Genomic DNA, 18,967 nt, shown 5'->3' on the forward strand with positions numbered 1-18,967 from the left:
TGGCTGGTCGTGGTGGTTGTCTATATAAGTGCTGAGGGCAAAGGTGGGATTATTGACGTTTAAAGCAGGGCTAGGGCTCGTAAGCCCTACGCCTTGTGGGGTGAGTAAGTTGTTATGCGGCATCGGATTGTGGTGAAGGCTGACTAGTAGCTTGTTTTTTGGGTGTAATCGCCACTTGAGCTAGCGCGACGTTATAGCCCATGGCCAGCAGATTGAGATACGCATTCTTTAACGTGATTTTGGAGAAGAACGGTAGCTTTGTTGGCAGTTCATCCACACCATAGATCGCATAAACAATCGTGTAATCACTTGGATTCGGTGGGATTGCTGCATCTGCTAGCGGCATCACTCCCGGAATTTTACTGTATAGCTTTTCGCGTGCCTCATGGCTCTTGCGGAAGCTCTCTGCTGAAACGACGCCTTGGTTAAACAAATGGCTTAGTGTTGCCGAGCCCGTATAGTGCTTAACATGAATAATGTCGGTGCCGTTTTTAAGTAGGTCGCAAAACTCGAAGCGGCTTTGTCCTCCGCCGAGATAAACGTTGTCTTTATCCAGTAACGTGATGGAACTGTCGTTTTTGGCAACATCTTCGTTGTATTCCCCTTCACCTTTATGCTTGAAAGCCGGCAAGGTGTGCTGGTACATCGGGATATTGGCCAGCTCATCATTCACCGCTTTGACAAAATCAGCATTAATTTGATACCAAACACCGCTGCGAAGCGCATAGTATGTGCCTTTGTGCTCAAACTCGGCATACAAGCAATCATAGCCGCTCCAGCTATTTAAGGTCTCATTGCTGGCATTCTTAACAAATATTCTCTTCTTTTTCAGACTTTCGATTGTGAGAGCGACGTCTTTTTGCTTCAGTGCCTCAAGATAACGCTGCAGGCTTAACAGATCTGAATACTCTTTACTACAAGGTGTATAGCTATAACCTGCAACCTCGGCAGGGTCGTACACTTCTGCTTCTGCCATCCATAAGCATTGTTCACTGGTTGCACCTTGTTTCAACAGATCAATCAGCACATCATTCAGCTCATTGCGCAATTTTTCGTTTTTCACAATACGCATGTTATCTACCCAGCGAAATGGCTTAGGCAGTTTTTTCTGATATTGCTGATAGGCCGTACGTAGTAACTCAGGTAGCCCATTGATATCACCGTTGGTTTGAATGGTAAGGGAGTGGCGGCCTACCACCTTCTTGCCAAATTTAGCGACTGCACTTTCGCCAGCAATGGCAAACAGGAAATCTTCTTCTTTATTGATTGGGAAGTCGAAAATCTCAGCTCCTAACCCGCTTTGCATTCGATTGTTCAGCTTTGTGGCCTTATCTGTGGCGGTATCGGCGCTGCGGATACTCTCCGGATCTACCGAGTTCAGTGCAGCTGTTAGACCAAAGCCAGGATCGATCGCGTTGCGATTGATCATGTGGTGCCCCATGCCAAAAGGGATCAAGAAAGTTTGTCCGGCATGATGAACACGCATTACTGCCCCAGTTGAGCTGTTCTTGCCTAAGTCCTTATCGGTAAGCTGAGTACCATCGGTTAAGAAGCTTGACCAAGAAGGTGCGTTCTCTTTTTGCTCTTTTACGTATAACTGCGCGTTTGCCTCAGGAATATCCAGCTCGTGCATCGTTGTATCGGTAAGGTTGAGTGTTTCTGTCGCGCTCAGTGAAGCGTCTTTTGTCAGGTAAATTGTAAGTTGGGTCATTGTTCTATCTCTCTATGGTTGTAGGTTTATATGTTTCTTTAAACGCATTTCCACTTGCAAATGCGACATCTGTTATTATCTTGCCCAGCAATTGATCCACTTGTCAACAATAAATTTGAAATTATGTTTGAATTCGCATTTAAACTTGCAAATGTGCATTTGCTGTATTCGTTGGGTGAGTGTATAATTGGGTCATGTTATGACGAGCAGATAGTGACTATGCAGATACTCTGGCAGACAGCTGATGAATTAGATAAAGCAGACGATTGGCGGGCGAATTATCATTTGTCGCCAGCGGCTGTATTGCCACGTTTGGGCGAAAATTGGCCAGCATTGGCTAAATCGGGTGTTCGCCTGATTGATGGCTGGCGGTTTAGCGATAACCCTGATTCTGAGTGGTATTTACGTCATGTGAGGTTGCTTGATACGACCAAAAAAGATCCTGTCAAATTAGAATACTTACCGCTTGCTGTATCAGAACAAGAAAGGCAACAAGCCGATGAATTCAAAAAGGTTATCGATCACCGTTTGTATTATCGAATGCGTCATCTTGGCGACATGAGGTTGCAGTTAGAGTCTGAGCAGTTTCAGCTTCCGGAGCTTTCTGATCAGGAATTCTGTATCCAACCTGATGATGTTGTGCTCCGTCGTATTGGTAGAGCCGGTGCTGCATATATTTCTGCTCAGTACCGACGCCATCCGATAGATGCCAATTTGGCGATTATCAGAGGATTACCTACCTCTGATGCGCTTTGGTTGAGCTATTGTTTGGAGCAGCCTGTTTATCGTGCCTATTTGGAGCAACAAACAGGCATTACCTCATTAGTTCGGGTGGGTCTAAAGCAATTACGAGATATGCCGTTGGCACCTAAACCCAATGGTTTTGAACCGATTGCCAATGAATATTTAGCGGCCTTGGATGAGCTGAATCAAGCTGAAGAGAGCTTGTTCCTACTTCGCTCTCAAGTGCAGCAATGGTTGAAGCAACAGCTGAGAGGGTTGGCAGAACCAGAAGATGTTCGTGGTTGGCGCTGTGGCTTTTTTGCTGCAAGTGATGTTAGCCACCGGCTTGATTATGCCCATGCTTGCCAGGGCCAGTATCAGCGAAAATTATTAGAACAGGGCGGCAAAAATTTAAGCGCTCTTGCTGTCATTAACCCTAAAGAAACGGGGGGGATCCCTGCTGAGCATACGGTTTTGCGTATCAGTGATGTTAATGATCAGTTAAGTTTTGCCCGAGACTTATCAGATGGCGAAAAAGCCAAATGGCGGACGCAAAAAAGATTGATAAAACAGAATGATGTTATTGTTTCTACGTTTGCTAGCGATAATAAGATCGCGTTTGTTCATGACGTTCAGGAAAAGCTGATATTGCCATCAGAACAATTAGTTACTTTGTGTTTCCATGAGTATCAAGGCGCATACGCACTGCTAATGGAATCCCCGCTGGTCAACTGGCAAATAAAGCAACTGACCCATGGAAACCTCCAGAGTTTCATTCACCCGGCAGAGATGAACAATCTTGTCATCCCTAAGCTGGATATCGAAATTGGGGCTCAATGGCATCAACAGCTGCTTGATATTATGCAGCTGCGAGATCAGGCTATGGCTGCTCTAGCTGTTGCGAAAACAAAAATGGCCGATATGTTTTCACTATTACACCCAGTCGAAACAAAGTAACGTAACTCGGCATTGAATGAAGGAGCGTTAATGAATACCACCTACTCACAAAGTGAATGCCGCCATGCCTTGCAAAGTATCGTCCGTGATTTACAGCAAGGCAGGTTAACTCTGAGTGAGATTTGGCAGCAAAAGGGTTTGCTATGGCAAGAGCTTGGATGGAGTAAAGCACAGCTAAAACTGTGGCTAGGGTGTTTGCCGGGGATTGAGCGAGCCGCAGTTGATACCGATGATCCTAGTTATGGTTTTGCCTCTGCCAGTAACGATAAATCCGTGGCAAAAGAAGCTCAGCAGAATGACTTAGGTGAAAGTATTGTGGCTATTGTGGCTGATGTGGGGCGGCCAACTCCGATAAAAATCATCTTGAGCAAATTGCCAGCGGGGATGGTTGCGACAGAAGTCATGGTTAGAAAGGCGGCCCAAGGACACCCCCGGCTGATGATGATGGGGCCTTTGGTTAGGTTAAAGTGACCATCAAAGGGTGAAATTGAAGGTTAGGTTAAAGCCTCTTTTCATCATTAATAACGATAAATTTAACGATATTGAGTTGCTAGCATGGAGTCAATATCGGACAGAATATAGCGCGTCGATGTGATCTGAGTTTTTCATAATATCGAATGCCACCAAACAACAGGACAAACGTAATGAGTGATACCACCGTCGATCTGAATACGATTTATACCCCGCTTCGTCAGAAATTTAGTAGTTTTAATCAACAGTTACCACTAGAAGCGGTGCAACCTTTCTATAAATCTGAGCTGATCTGGGGCACCATCGAAGGCAGTGAAACGCCAAAAATCTTATTGTTGGCCTTGGAAGAGGGTCACTGGCATCACTCAGAAACGGCTGCATTGGATGAACTGGCCTATGAACTGTTAGGGGCCAATGGTTTGATGGATGATGAAAGCCAATGGCCGGCGTTTATTCAACTGGAAGATGGACATAACAGTCGCAGCTTTGAATTTAGCGGGGGCTTTAGCCAGTCGGTATCAGAAATTCCCAGCATCGATCTTATTCGCGATTATTCCCGTTTAAGTGGTGAGCAAAACCTTAGTTGGTCGGCACAAGTCTACCGTGATTTGATGCACGATCTGGATGCCTTCCATGAGCAGGTCTACCAAACGGTCAAAGATAAAGTCTCAGACAAAAACGACATCATTGAAGAAGTCGCTAAGATCCTGTTTTTGGAATCGTTCCGGGTACACCATAACTATGAAATTTTGTTTGATTGCGGTAATGAAAAGTTCAATTTCCATCAGGTCTTTACTTACCAATATGTTGCCGAGCATGGCAAGAAAGCCGTCGAACAAATTCAGGCTGCCTTTGACTATCTAAAAGGCCACGAAGACTATGTGGTGGTCAATGATGCCAAAGAGAGTAATGCCATTTTTGATAGCAAGACTCATCTACGGTTAGAAAAGCCGCGTAACTATGAAACTTTGCTAAAAGCCATTCAGGATTTAGGGACCATTACCGATCCGAAAACCGGTGTTGAGCGCCAGGGTACCCTTGCCGACGTGTCTGCTGACTTCCTTGGTCGAGTATTTGATGTCTTCTTGCGTGCGAACTTTGAATCCAAAGGCGGACTGGGGATTTACCTGACACCTAAGCCAGTCAAAGATGCCATGTTGGACATGGTGTTCCACGATATTGAAAACGATCCTGAAGCTGTGGCTCAGCTGGTCTCGGGCGAGTTTCGTTTCTGCGATCCAACCTGTGGTTCGTACGGTTTTGGCTCCGTGGCGCTCAGCCGGGTGAAAAACTTTTTGCACACAGTGGCCGGTCTGTCGGATAACGAGCGAGAAGAGAAGTTCAGCCACTTGCTTGAAAACGGTTTTGTTGGTGCCGATGCGGCGCCGCGCATGGTGGTGTTGGCCCGTGTCAACATGGCCTTGCAGGGCGCGCCGAGAGCGAAGATTTTCTATACCGGCAACTCGTTAACCACACCGTCGTTGAAGCCCAACACCTTTGATTTAATCTGTACTAACCCGCCATTTGGTACCCCGAAGTTTAAAGCAGATAAGCGCGGAAAAGAGTCGAAAGCCGCTTATGAAGCCGATATGGAGCAAGTCTTGGGCGGTTTCCGTCCGGCTGAACAGGTCGTCGACAGTTACAACGCCTACTATGATCACCAGAAAATGCGCTGGGAAGATACCGGCCCGTTAACCTTGGATAAAGAAGGCAACCCGCTATGGGCCGGTTTCCGTACCGATTTGCGTAATGTCGCTACCGGTAAGAAAGCCAAATATGAGTTACGCCCAACAGTATCTGGCTTGGCTCTGGGCAGCAAGCCCAACAAAAAAGGCGAATGGCAGCAGGTGAAAGGCGGTTCGATTGATCCGGCTGTGCTGTTTATCGACCGCTGTTTGCAGCTACTGAAACCGGGTGGCCGCCTGATGATTGTATTGCCGGATGGTATCTTGTGTAACTCGGGCGATCGCTATGTGCGCGAATACCTCATGGGTAAAAAAGATGAGAAAACCGGCGAGTTTGTCGGCGGTAAGGCGATTGTAAAAGCGGTGGTTTCGCTGCCGTCAGACACCTTTAAGCTGTCGGGTACGGGCGCGAAGACGTCAATTCTTTATCTACAAAAGCGTCCGGCACGTGAAGATGAGCCAGAACTGTTCTTGCCTGAGCCGCAAACTGATGTGTTTATGGCCGTTGCGGAAACTTTAGGTTATATCGTCAAGAACAACATCGAAGATTACGGTGCGGGCGTTGATAACGATCTGGATAAGATTGTTGGCGCTTATAAGCGAGGTGAGTGATGGTCAAGATCGTTAGAGTTCCATCTAGTGACTTCTCTCCAGAGCGCTTGGATACTGGTTTTTATTCAAAAGAGTATTATGACGCAAAGAAAAAACTGGAGAAGCTTGGGCTACCAATAGAAAAGGTTGGTTCGATATGTGAGCCTTGGCAGTTTGGTGCTTATGCTCTTTGTAGTGAAATTGAATGGTCGAAAGATAAGAAAGATGTTTGTTTTATCAAGGCTGAAGGCATTGAGAGCCCACTATTAAACGAATCACGATTTTCATACGTGACAAAGAAAACACATCAGCTACTTTATAAATCGTCATTAAAATCTGGCGATATTATTGTGTCTACATCAGGTACTGTTGGTCGTCTTGCTGTTATTCCTGAAAACATTCAAGAAGCTAATTCAAATCAAGATACGATAAAATTTAGTCTTGAAGGGACTGATTATGATTCTTATTTTGTTGCTGGATGGTTGACTTCAAAGTATGCACAAGCATATATGCAACGAGAGGCTGGCGGGGCTGTTCAGCAACATATTTATCTTTATAACTTCAAACGCTTACCATTAATTAAACCGGCCTCGGTTACTCAAAGATACATCGGCGATAAAATCCGTCAGGCCGAGCAGTTAAAGGCTTGGGCGAAATATTTGCAATGTGAGATCTCAGATGTATTCAACTTTCTTGTTGATAATCCACCCAAATCAAAGGTTTCTTATTGGACGTCGTCTGAAGACCTAGACCCATATCGTATCAACCCAAATCATTACGATCCTAAAGTGTTGGGTTTGCTCAAGAGAGCTAAAGCAGCGGGCGTACTTCTTGAGCCTCTTTCTAAACTAGTTGGTGAAAGAAAAGTAGCCGGTGGTGCAACTCCAAAAGGTGCAGATTATTTTGATGAAGGCGTCTTATTTGGACGCGTTCAAAATGTTAAGCCATTATCTTTAGATTTATCTGATGCTGTGTATATCAATGAAGAAACTGATAACCAATTAACACGTAGTAAATGTATTGTTGATGACATTATTTTATCTATTACTGGTTATCCGGGAACGGCATCATTGGTTACTAGTCGTGATCTGCCAATTAATATTAACCAGCATTCTGTTCGTTTCAATATTAAAGAGGAAGTAGGGACTGCTTATGTTTGCGCGGCCCTTAATTCGACTTTTTTGAAGCTGCAAGTTGATAGGTTATCAATAGGGGGGACTCGAGATGCACTTGATTACCCATCTGTTGAAAGTTTATTGATTCCGAGGTTAGACAAAGATTTTGAAGATAAAGTCGATAGATACGCGAGAGACTACATAGAAGCAGTGAAGCTATCACAAGAGCTGATTACTTGCGCCAAACTCCTCGTTGAAGACCTCATCGAAGGCCAAATCACCGAACAGCAATTGATTGATGCCCAGCAGGCATTGGACAACGGCGATGATTCGCTTGATCGCCTGCTATTGTCGCGCATGACGGCCGAAGGCATTGATGGGGAAGGGGCGCCGCTGTTTGAGGAGTTGGATCAGTTGTATGACTTACTGGCCCAAGCCCGGCAAGCGGCCGACAACCGATAAGGAGTGAACATGGAGGCCATCACATCTGCCCACTTACGCAGCTCATCAGCCCTGTTTTCTGTGGTGATTAAGCCGCTGCAACGGCTGTTAGAGCACGGGAGCTGCCTGGTTAACGATCCCTCGTTGGTCGCTTTGCTAACGGGCATTGCTCATCCATGTGACGATGGCCGCCATTGGGTGATCAGCCAGCGTGTGTTGCAGCTTCGCCAGCAACTGGATGACAACGCACAATTGGTGGCCGCCATATTGGCCACCGATGGGCGGTTCCGTCAGCAGTGGATTGCGATCATGGCAGCCCGCTGTAAGGAGGCGGCGCAACTGTCCGATCAGCTTCAGCTGGTCGAGCGAATTATCCAGCTCGGTGGTGCCAGCGATTGGGTCGAGCAGGCATTGGATCGTAGCGCATTGGAAGCCAGTAGTTACCCTGATATTGAACGTGAATTATTGGGGATGACAGCCGAGCAAGTTGGTGCCATGCCAGTGCTGATCCGGGTGCTCAATGTGGCCAGTCAGTTATCACAATGGCAACAGCATAGTTTGTCAACCTTATCGGCTATGTCGCTGGACAGTGAGCGACCGGATCTTGATTGGGTCGCTGGTCGCTTACTCTCTGAGCCAGGCAGTCAAACCTCGCAGATACGTTATTTGTTACCAGGTAGTCTGGCGAAATTTGAACAGCATCAGTTTGAGGCAATCCCTCGCGGTGAAGAAAAACGACGCAGTGAAAAAGTATTGCCATGGGTACTGGCTTCGCCATGGGCATTTTTGCTCACGGCGATCACCTATGTGCAAGACATCTGGCAAAGCGAAGGCTTAGGTGGGTTATTGCTTGAACTGCCCGAAGGGCAAAACCCGATCCGGCCGCATTGTATTCAGGTATTGATACTAAACCGCCATGGTGACGAGGTGCGGTGTGGCTCGCTGGCGGAGTTTATACGTCGGGTGCTGGCTCACCTGTCTATGGGGCTGTTTCCTGGTCAAATGTCGGACAACGAATTGAATGCTGCCCTCGCACCAGTGATTGAGCTGTTGTTGGCGCGTCAAATCTGGCGTTATCGCGATGGCTTAAGTGGCCAGCTTGGCAGTTACCAAATCACCACCCAGTTTGCCGATGCCTGTTATCGGATGGTGGGGCAACGGGCCTTTGCCTTGCGGGGCAAAAACGTCCGTGAGGCGATACGCACTCAAGCGCTACAGTGGCGTCGCGAAAAACAAGGTCAATCAACCACCAATACGGCGCTGGCTGAGTGATGAAGGGATTTATGATGAATGAAATAAACGAAATGTCTTTAACCCCAGATTACGTCAATACGCTGGCCGGGCAACATAACTGGGCCGCGACCGGTGTCTCTGATTATCCGCCGCGCGATCCTTTGGTTGGCCAGAGCAAGTTTTTTAATCGCTATCGGACCTTTATTAAAACCGTCGATCACGATGACGATAAGTTTGCCCATGTTTTCGCGATAGAAGGGGAGTGGGGCCGGGGTAAGTCACGTTTGGGCTATGAGTTGATTTCTCAAATCAATGATTGCTCGAAGGGCTGGTATGTCCGCAATAGTGCCGGTGCCTTGGATGATGCTCAGTTGTTTGATGATGAAGCTCGCCGTGATGAATATCTGGGGCTGTACATCCGTTACTCGCAAATTGCCTCTAAGTTTCAAAATACCGATAACTGGTTTGGCTTTGGCCTGTATAAGGCCTTGATGCCAATGGCGACCAATGCCTTTGATGGCTCGATTCAGGGCCAGATCGCGCAGCAGGCCCTGAAGCGACTAGAGCCTATGGGGTTTCAGGCCAGTCATTTGGCAACCTTGTTACAGCTAGACCAGGGCTTCAGCGATGAAGACCTCTATTACGATCAGGCCAGAGATGACAAAGGTCAGGCGGTAACGGTCACTCAGCTGGTTGACGCCGCCTATCAGTATTTGAATCAGTTCGGGATCCGCTATGTGTTAGTGGTGTTGGATGAGCTGGAAACCGTTGCCGAAGCGGCAACGTATGGTATCGACCGCGATGATGCCTGCCAGCTTGATGGTGAGGCGATCCGATTGATTGGTAAGGCGATTAAGGAGGAAGATCCTCGTCGCAAGCTGCCTTGGCTACGCTATGTTGCGCTCTGCTCCCCCTTGTTGGGACAGCAGCTTCGCGAAATTCAGTCAACCGCCCGCCGCTTTGAGTTGGTAGAGCTGGAAAATAATGCCTTTGCTGATGTTTCCGATTACGTTGAAAAACTGCAGGGTGAAAACAGGCTACGCCATGCCTATCCGAGGGGCTTAGTCCAGGCGGCCTATGCAATGAGTGGTGCTAACTTTGGTTGGTTTAACGTGGTGATGGCCAATATCGATGTGGTGTTGGATGGCTTGGTTCAGTCAGGCCAAGGGACGCCTTCGATAGGAGAGCTGTTTGGCAAAGTACTGGAAAACTCGGGCCGTGTTTCCACCCATGTGCTGGATCACAACGCAATTGGAGGCATTCAGACCAAAGATCTGGGACTAAGGCAGCTTGCCCGAGGCTTACTCTTTGGCCAATTGCCTTTACCGTTGGCAGGGGCCGATCCCAAGTTACTTGAGCTGTTGCCATTAACCAATGAATACGATGAGCCGGTGGTAAGCCTGTATCGCCTCGTGAATTGGGAAATGATTGATTGTCGCCAGGCGTTAGAACACGGTAAGTTCCAGCGCGATCGCGATGAGTGGTTTTACCCTAGTGTCGATCAAGGCCTGAATTTACAAGCATTGCGCCAAAACCTGCGTACCTTCTCAATCAATGAAAGCGGTGATGACAATACCTTACTGATCCCGTTAGCGCTGAGTGAATTTCGCCATCTCATTGGTTTGCTTTATAGCCACCCGGCTGCGGAATTTGCCGCCGATGCTCTATGGAGTCACTTTTTCGGTGAGCAGAAGCAGTTAGATAACGTCGATAAAACTCATATAGGCCCAAGTATTGCGATGTTGCTGCGGTTGGATATGCGCTATCGCAGCCAGCAGCAAAACTCGATGATTTTTCGTGAGCCTGGCTATGCTGACGCCCATGAACAGGCGATGGCAGCGGCCAAAAAAAGTTGGGAGCGAGAAACTCTCGAGCGTAACCGTACCCGTTTGCTGGGATTGTTCCGGTTGCTTGATCGGGATTGGAGCTATAACCAGGCTGCATTCCCAAGTCGTGAAAACCTGGCGATTCAAATGACCGCGTCTGGTCGGGGGCGCGGTATGGTTGGCGGCCTTCAATATTGTGATGGCTTAAAGCTGCACCCAAGCGGAAAAGCTGCGTTTGCCTGGATCGACAGTAAAGATGAGCTGAACAAGCTCAATGATCATCTCGCTGCCACCCGGCCGGAAAGTGGGCGTATGCCAGTCATGGCATTCACCGGCTCCATCGGGGTGAATGATGAATACGTAAAAGGCAGTGTTACCGAGGCGTTGAAAGACAATATTTTACTCTATTACCTCAACACCAGTGAGATTGATGTGCTGGAACGGATTGGTCTCGATGCCAAGTTCTGCCAGGGCTTTGAGCTCAACGAACAGGTATTCACGATCAAGTTTAAAAATCGCCTCGATAATATTTGTGATTTTGCCTACAAACGTATTCACGAATGGCGTCATCGCCTGGATCGGCGAGGGCTGATTGCTTGGCCATTGCGTCCATCTGGTCGTATTAATAATGATGACCGTACTAACCTGTTTAAGGCCTGGAAACTGCTAACGGTTGAGCAACCGTCGTTGCAAAGCTTAAACGAGATTATGCCCGAGCATCAACTCGACGCCGCCGATGTGCGCAATACATTTAGCCGTCTGTCAGTCACGAGCAAGGTATTGTCGCAAGGTTATCAAGCCAGCGAGCATTCGGGCTTGTTCATTGATATTGAGCAGCCTAACGTAGCGCAGGCTCGCGTACCTGCGTTTTTGGTAAACATTGCCAACCCAAGAAAAGGGGATCATTGGACGCTAGAAAAGGCCTCTCAGCATTGGTACTGGGGGTATCTGTGGTCACCGGCAAGCACCGGCTTGACGGCCAAGGCGGTATTTGATGATTGGATGTGGTGGTGTAGCCAGCTGAACTTACTGCAAGTTGAAGATCGCACTGCTCGAAAAGAAAAGTGGATCCCGGTTACTCGCTCGGCACTGGAAGATGGTGCGCTAGGCTATGCGAAATCATGGTTTTTCGACAAGGGTGAAGGGCATTATCGAGATACGGTGAGTAACCTCATTGAGGTCTTCGGTGATGATAAGGTCCCGGGCCTATTTGCCTGGACGGATGCGGCTAAAGTGGGGACGGCAACCACAACGGCGAAAGAGCACCTTGAGCAAGCAGAGTCGTTAATGGTTTCACTGCGAAATCGCGAGGAAAACTTGCCGGACGATGTTGATGAGATGATCCGGCTTTTTCCGCTGTTGCTTAAAGAGCGTTCGGATATATTGCGCCATATCCGTTGTGTCAAAGACGAACAAGATACAAGAATTGAGCTGCGCAACGAGCGCATTATTCGTTTGGAAGACGAGTCACAATCCCTTTATTCTCGGATTGAACTCGCGCGCCAGTTTGCCGCGTTTGTTGTGACGGCAAGCCAGCGCGTGGAGCAGGCGGCGCTGGATGTCATTACTGACATTGAGAGTGAAAAGCTGGCCAAAGCGCCATTTCCTCGTCGGATGTTTACGCTTTCTTTGGAGTGTATTCGCAATATCCTCGAAGGTGCGACGAATCAAGGTGAAAACTCCGCTACTCAGATCCGAGAAGCTCGCGGCAGTAGCGATACCCTGCGTTTCTATCTACGTACATTGCAATTGGATAATGCGTCAGAGCGGCTGGAAAAATTAGCGATTGAAGTGGGGATGGATATCCGGAGCGGGGTGAAAAAGCCGACCTCCGAAATCAATGGCTACATTATGCAGGCCTATCGCAAGATGCTTGAACTATACGCGAAGGCCAAAGCTGAAATGACCTCGCTTGAGCAGCGTATCGATGTGGCCAGTCAGTTGCTGGGTGACACATTGCCTGCCGATTATCCCAAGCCAGAACACCCGAAACTGCTCCTCCGGCTGAATCAACAACGCCTTGTTATTGAAGATGCACTGCAAGACTTGGAGGAGAAAGTGGATCTCTTCTACGAAAAATATACTGAAGAGGCGCGTAATGGGATCTTCTCTGCCATTAGAGATGAACCTGAGCGTTTAATGAAAATGACACTCGAACAGCTCGGTGTGTTAAGTGGTCGTATCAGAGAAGTTGAAACGGCAATTAGTCGTTATCGCATTGACTTGTTGGAATCGGCCAATACGCAATTGCGACCACAGATAGCGCCACTGATGAAGGCGATGAATCAGCCGCCGGTGGAAGTGATCTCACTCGATCACATCAAGCATTTGCCACTGCATGAATTAATTGTTGAGCTAGATTGTCGCCATCAGCATTGGCGTGATCTTGCTCAATCGGCGTTATCCGGTACCGGTATTACCGTTGAGCGCTGGTCGGCCATTGCTGATGAACTCTTGGCCCGCCAGCAACCGACACTCTCAGCAGAAGAGCAGCAGGCACTGGTGAATAAAGGTATTTTGAAACTGCAATTTACCTTTGGAGGTGAGTTGTGAACCTCTATCTAGACGCAACGTTAGCCGCCCACCGTCGGGGGCGGTTTCTTATCGGCCTGCTTGATGCCTGTGCGCTAGATGACAACGGAACACGCCCACATTCGGGTTTTATTATGATGACGGGCAAAGAGTTTCAGTCGCTTGAGCCTTCGCAGCAGTCAGATTGGTGGCTGTGGTGTACTCTGCCTGGGCGGGTATTGCTACTGCTGCCGCCATTTCGCTCGGGCTCTGTGTACCACGAGCTAGATTGGACGATCAAATTATCTGACGGTATAGCAGATACCGAGCAGCCCGGTATTGCACAGACGGTTGCTTTTGAAGTTGATCAGGAAGTTGTCGCTACACAGGGTGTGAGTGACAGGGGGGCAGGACATCGATGGGATGATCAGCGTTTGAATACCCGTTATTTTAAGGCGCACTCCGCTTCAGGGGTATTTGCTGTCACCTGCTTGCCATTATGGTCTATTGGGTTAATGGATCAGCCAGAAGCGGTGGCATCTTGGCTTGATGTATTAGACCGTGTTGCGGGACAAGCCGAAGAGTTAAGTGATTCATATCTTAATGAAAATGTGCCACATGCCGATCTAGAACCGACTGACTATACGGTTATGGTGTGTCTGTATGGCTGGCAGTTAATCGCCGAATCGGCGTTATTGGAACATCTCGCGCAACAAACAATCCCGTTGGTCTCGTTGAGTCAAAGTGAAGTCAGCGAAGGGATGTCGCGGTTAATATCCAATGACTTTCTGACAGATGCGGGGTTAACCGAAAGTGGCTTGGCAGCACTGCAGGCATCCCCTTATTGGGATTATGCCCTGCAGTTAAAGGAGCAATCGGTATGAATAGACGAAATTTAGCCCAAACACTGGCTGTAGAAAGCCAAATTCGCTTACCGGGTAGCGCCGGCCGATTACTACAACAAATGCGTGAGATATTGTCTGTTGCTCCGGTTTTTCGCGATGCCGGCTTGGTAAAGCGTGTTGATCGGCCCAAAGTGATGGATTTAACGGTTTCTGGCGTTGCCACTCATTCATGCATCAAACAAGCTCTTGGCGGTTATATTTTTGCCTCGGGTGCAGTGCGTACCGATATGCAAATTCATCAAAATCAAGTCAGTACCAGCGGGAGTGATTCCGTTTCTGAGCTGGATGATATTGATTTTGAAGCCCAGCGAAGACGCCTTGATTTAGTTGAGATGCGTCAAGCTTACCAGTTAGTTGAACGGCTGCTGCAACAGCAGGATAGGGTGCAACTTATTTTGCTTGATACACCGCTATTTATTAGCCGGGATATGATCCCGCTAAAGCGAAATATTAAGCACAGCCAAGAATATGAGAAGACGAAGTCGTTTATTTCTCTATTCTGGCAGAACTATCGCCATAAGTTATTTCCATGGGATCCGAACGGCCCCGTACTGACAAGTATTATCGCTGAACGCTTTAGTGCGATTGTAAGTATTGCTAAACAGGATTTACGAACTGATGAAGGTCGTAAACACCTATTAACCACCGATGGTTTTGATGCCAGGAAGTCGGAGCAATTATCCGATCTCGAACATCAGCTTTCCGGTATTGGTGATAAACGCTTTATACATGGAATTTTAGGGGCTTTCACTCGAACTATCGCTTTTCGCATGACTGAAAACCGCTCCCGAATGGAACCATCTGAAGCGGTCGAGCCAGGGGTGATTGGCTTTCATTATCGTGGTGGTCATAGCAGCCAAATTCAAATGGTGCAGCTTGCCGGCGAAGAGCAAGTCTGGAACAGTGAATTGCTAAATGCTGTTGCGTGGAAGTTAATGGTGCTTGATATACAAAGTCAGCGTAAAGGCCGCCCCCTGCCTCAACTATTGGGGATGCAGCAATTAAAAATGTTGGATCAGTTTGCTCATTACTACCGCCAGGGTCTCAGTGACGCAATGAAGAATAATGATGTTGAAGAGACCTGGTTATCAGGCTTTGACGAGGAATTTTGAGCATGAAACATAAAGTATTAGGTAGGTTAGTGGGCAATACCGGTGATGCCGGAAAACTCACGATGGTGGTTGAGGATTCATTTTCTGTGCGCCGTGGTGAATTTGTCCGAATTATTCACCGTGAGCGTCAGGATGAACCTGATGTAGCCGTGCTAGGTCGAGTGAACAAAATTCACCGCTCTAATATGTTGTTTAACTCGGGGTTTGGTGACGGTGTCACTGAACTGGAGCTGTTGCCTGGTGCCAGTATGACCGGCGAGAATATGTATGCCAACCTAGAGCTGGTTGGTTACCGTGATCCGGCGACCAATCAAATCAAAATACCTCGTCGTCCTCTAGATCCAGGCGCCAAGGTTGAAACGGTTGATTTTCAGTTTTTAAGTAAGTTTTATGAGTTTAAAGAAGATAGCAGTCTACATTTAGGAAATTTGGTCGGTTATGAGCGTGGTGAAAATACCGTGCCGGTTTTTTTGGATGTCAACAAGTTGGTGACCGAGCATTTGGCCGTCCTTGCGATGACAGGTTCGGGTAAGTCATACACCGTGGGCCGTATCATTGAGCGTTTGGTGGCATTAAATAATGGTACCGTGGTGGTGTTTGATCCGCATGGTGAATACGGCAAGGCCTTGTCAAAGGGTAAGCTGCATTTTAGCGATGATTTGAATGCCGTAGAAGATGTTCGCGATCAGCGGGTGTTGCCTGAAATTAAGGCGATGATTGAAAAACTACAAGATGCCGATGCAGGCATTCAAGTCTACACCCCGCAAGATGATGCGTTTAATCATAAATACTCCGGTAAAAACCACCCGCTGGCGTTGCAGTTTGATAATTTTGAGATGGATGATATTTCTGAAATCTTACCGGGGTTGACCGAGCCACAACAGCGGGTGCTGGATGTGGCTATTCGCTATTGGCGCCAAACAGATAAGAGTACCCCTCGGGATATAAATCGCCTGCGTTACTTTTTAGGTGCGGGTATCGAAGAGTTGCGTGAATGGGATGATTTGTCTGAAGCCGAAGCGAAAGCCCTTAATGGTCGTAGTGCTGCTGTCGCATCAATGAAGCTAAGTCGAGTGCTGAATGAGGCAAAAAGTTTCTATTCTGCGGCAATGAAAGAGCCGACAGATATCTATCGCATGATTGGCCGCTTCTCTAATCGCAAAGGCCGTTTGGTTGTGGTTGATTTGCAGGGCTTGAGTGACACCGCTAAACAAGTGGTCTGTGGTTTACTGTCTAGTGAAATTTTAAGTGCCGCTTCAAGCAAGACTGATCGTACTCGCCCTTGTTTTATTGTGTATGAAGAAGGGCATAACTTTGCTCCTGCCGGAGGCAATGCAGTGAGCCACCGAATCATTAAAAAGATTGCAGGTGAGGGCCGTAAGTTTGGTGTCGGGTTTGGTATTGTCAGCCAGCGGCCATCAAAGTTAGATGCTGATGTCACATCCCAATGTAATACGCTAATTACCATGCGATTGAAGAACCCTGATGATCAGCGCTTTATTGCTAAAGCATCCGATATGGTTAGCAAGGCTGATTTGGATGAACTATCGAGTTTATCAACGGGTGAAGCTTTAGTCTGCGGTCGATCTATTCCGGCTCCATTGTTGGTTAAAGTGGGATCAAAGGCCTTGGTACATGGTGGTGAGTCACCCGATGTGTTGGGAGTCTGGGAAAGCTTTCATGAGTAAGCTGTTCGAGCTGATTTGCCAACAGTTTAATGAGTCTGATTTTATCTCCCGTACCTACCCTGCTTTAACGGAGTGGGGAGTGAAGGATGAAGATGTCATTTTGCACAGTTTGGGATGTAGCGTATGGAATACATTAGGCCATGAACTTGGTCTAATGGCGGTCGTTGAAGCACCCGCACCCGTTGGGGCGGGAAATGACATTCGTTCGGATTCCGTTTGGTTTGACCGTCAGTCTCGTCAACCTGAAGTGCTGGTTGAGTTTGAGCGTTATGATGGCACTGTTCGAGACAAGCAAAAAATTGAACATAAACTCAGTAATTTAATGGAAGCTTACCATCGCTGGGAGTGTAAGCCCACAGTATTGATTTTGTCTATCTGGAGTCAAGGAGTGGTCTCTGCACCCGATATAACTGGCTTGTATCAACGTTTTTCACGGGGTACCACGAACAGTAAAGGGATGTTTATTCCAGGTATTGCTGATGCTGAATTGATGGTAAATCGATTTTTCTTCAATCGAATGCCAGATGGAAATTTACGCCTTCAATCGTTAAGCTTTTCGGGGGAACGATGAATACAATTACAGGTCTTTTCTTGCCTACGGCTAACAAGCAGCTCGGCAACAAATATTTCCTCTTAGAATGCCTTGGTGATGGTACTCATGGTTGGGTCTACCGTGCAGAGCGCTTGTCTGATAATCAGACTGTCGCGGTAAAAATTCCTAAGCAGCTTTCAGCCCCTGAACGTACACTTGCCGAGGGTAAAGAACTGCTGGGAATTGAACCTCACTCTAATGTGATCCAAATCTTTGATATGGGCAAGATACCGCCAGAAAAAGAGCTGTACGCCATAGAGATGGAGTACTTCCCAAGTGAAACGCTCGCTCAAAAGCTGGAGCATCGCAGTGGTCACTTTGGTAATACTTACGAACGGTTGTTTTCTATCTATGAGCAAGTCTTAGAGGCTGTGGCGTATTTGGCTAGTCTTGAAACTCCCATATCACATGGTGATATTAAGCCTCATAATATTTTGATTGGCCAAGGCGATTTAGTAAAACTGACCGATTTTGGTAGTTCAGCACTTCCCGAAGAGTTCTATGTTCGCACCCGAGAAAATGGTGGGACAGTGCTTTATTCATCGCCAGAATTTTGTGATTGTGCGTCCCGAAAGGGAAGTATTGAAGAGTTAATCGCCGGTGATATATATAGCTTAGGCGTGTTACTTTATCAGTTAATGACAGGGCGATTACCTCACGATACGCAAGTAGAAGTACGCAGCCACGCCCCTTTTGCTAAGCCTCGGGAAATCAATTCGAGCACATGCCCTGAAATAGAAAATGTTATTTTGACTTGCCTAATGAAAGCGCCGACAGATCGGTACGCTTCTATTGAAGCGCTGAAAAATGACTTTATTCATGCACGAAAGAGGCAAAAGCACTATTCGCCACTGTTAACCACATTAGAGCCTAAACCCGGGCTGAAACAAGATTGGTCAACGGATGTTGTTAATGCACTTGATGAGGCTGATTACCAAAAAGCAGCAAAAATTGCTGCTATGGAGTTTCAACGAAGCGCAAACACACATGCTTTGCTAATGCAATTTAATGCGTTATACCAGGACGAGCGCTGGAGTGACTTTGAAACGTTACTCAATGATATCTCAGAACCGACGTTATATTGCCAAGACAATAATGGCCCTGTTCTGCGTATCGTTGCTATTAAGGCAATGATGAAGTGGCGTAATCTGTCATTAGCTCAGAAGTTAATTGAGTTTGCTCTTGAGTATGATCCGCAATCTTATGATATTGATCTTTGTGATGCTTCGATTGCGGGGATGAAAGCTGACTATGTCGCTGCACGTGAGAAATTGGAGGCGTTGAATAGTCGCCACCCCATGACAGTAACTGTGCTGAGAAGACTTCTTCAAGTTTGTGAACAATTGCGTGATTATCATGCCGCATCTAGTTATTTGCGTGTGCTTATGCGGCTACTCAAAAATGAT

12 protein-coding genes are annotated in these 18,967 nt (G+C 47.3%); 11 read left to right on the top strand and 1 reads right to left on the bottom strand.

Features of this window, described 5'->3' with window-relative positions; genetic code table 11:
- Positions 1-112: 112 nt before the first annotated feature.
- Entirely contained in the window at positions 113-1,711 is a 1,599-nt protein-coding gene (locus MHN01_RS03955; protein ID WP_239410136.1) for a TIGR04141 family sporadically distributed protein, read from the bottom strand.
- A gap of 60 nt (positions 1,712-1,771) precedes the next feature.
- Here MHN01_RS03955 and MHN01_RS03960 point away from each other — a divergent pair, with 60 nt between their 5' ends.
- The 11 genes from MHN01_RS03960 to MHN01_RS04010 all read left to right on the top strand — a co-directional run.
- Positions 1,772-3,391, top strand: coding sequence for a hypothetical protein (locus tag MHN01_RS03960; protein WP_239410137.1), 1,620 nt, complete (start codon positions 1,772-1,774; stop codon positions 3,389-3,391).
- A 30-nt stretch (positions 3,392-3,421) separates the two neighbouring features.
- Positions 3,422-3,862: a hypothetical protein gene (locus MHN01_RS03965; protein WP_239410138.1), complete on the top strand. Its 441-nt coding sequence runs from the start codon at positions 3,422-3,424 to the stop codon at positions 3,860-3,862.
- 173 nt (positions 3,863-4,035) lie between these two features.
- Positions 4,036-6,159: a class I SAM-dependent DNA methyltransferase gene (locus MHN01_RS03970; RefSeq protein WP_239410139.1), complete on the top strand. Its 2,124-nt coding sequence runs from the start codon at positions 4,036-4,038 to the stop codon at positions 6,157-6,159.
- Positions 6,159-7,715, top strand: a complete 1,557-nt coding sequence (locus tag MHN01_RS03975) for a restriction endonuclease subunit S (RefSeq protein ID WP_239410140.1) — start codon at positions 6,159-6,161, stop codon at positions 7,713-7,715. Before MHN01_RS03970 ends, MHN01_RS03975 begins: the two co-directional genes overlap by 1 nt.
- A 9-nt stretch (positions 7,716-7,724) precedes the next feature.
- Positions 7,725-8,966 carry a hypothetical protein gene (locus tag MHN01_RS03980; RefSeq protein ID WP_239410141.1) on the top strand — a complete coding sequence of 414 codons (1,242 nt, stop codon included), beginning with the start codon at positions 7,725-7,727 and terminating at the stop codon, positions 8,964-8,966.
- Between the two features lie 11 nt (positions 8,967-8,977).
- A complete protein-coding gene (locus tag MHN01_RS03985; RefSeq protein ID WP_239410142.1) occupies positions 8,978-13,306 on the top strand; it encodes a hypothetical protein in 4,329 nt (1,442 codons plus the stop codon).
- Positions 13,303-14,148, top strand: a complete 846-nt coding sequence (locus MHN01_RS03990; RefSeq protein ID WP_239410143.1) for a hypothetical protein — start codon at positions 13,303-13,305, stop codon at positions 14,146-14,148. The genes MHN01_RS03985 and MHN01_RS03990 overlap by 4 nt, the downstream gene beginning before the upstream one ends.
- Positions 14,145-15,281 carry a hypothetical protein gene (locus MHN01_RS03995; protein ID WP_239410144.1) on the top strand — a complete coding sequence of 379 codons (1,137 nt, stop codon included), beginning with the start codon at positions 14,145-14,147 and terminating at the stop codon, positions 15,279-15,281. Before MHN01_RS03990 ends, MHN01_RS03995 begins: the two co-directional genes overlap by 4 nt.
- Before the next feature lie 2 nt (positions 15,282-15,283).
- On the top strand, positions 15,284-16,969 hold the full coding sequence (locus tag MHN01_RS04000; protein ID WP_239410145.1) for an ATP-binding protein: 1,686 nt from the start codon (positions 15,284-15,286) through the stop codon (positions 16,967-16,969).
- Positions 16,962-17,540 carry a hypothetical protein gene (locus MHN01_RS04005; RefSeq protein ID WP_239410146.1) on the top strand — a complete coding sequence of 193 codons (579 nt, stop codon included), beginning with the start codon at positions 16,962-16,964 and terminating at the stop codon, positions 17,538-17,540. Before MHN01_RS04000 ends, MHN01_RS04005 begins: the two co-directional genes overlap by 8 nt.
- Positions 17,537-18,967, top strand: a 1,431-nt coding sequence (locus tag MHN01_RS04010) for a protein kinase (RefSeq protein ID WP_239410147.1), incomplete at its 3' end; no start/stop codon positions are given. The genes MHN01_RS04005 and MHN01_RS04010, both read left to right, overlap by 4 nt.

This window comes from Photobacterium sp. OFAV2-7 (genome assembly GCF_022347985.1).
Classification (GTDB): Bacteria; Pseudomonadota; Gammaproteobacteria; order Enterobacterales; family Vibrionaceae; genus Photobacterium.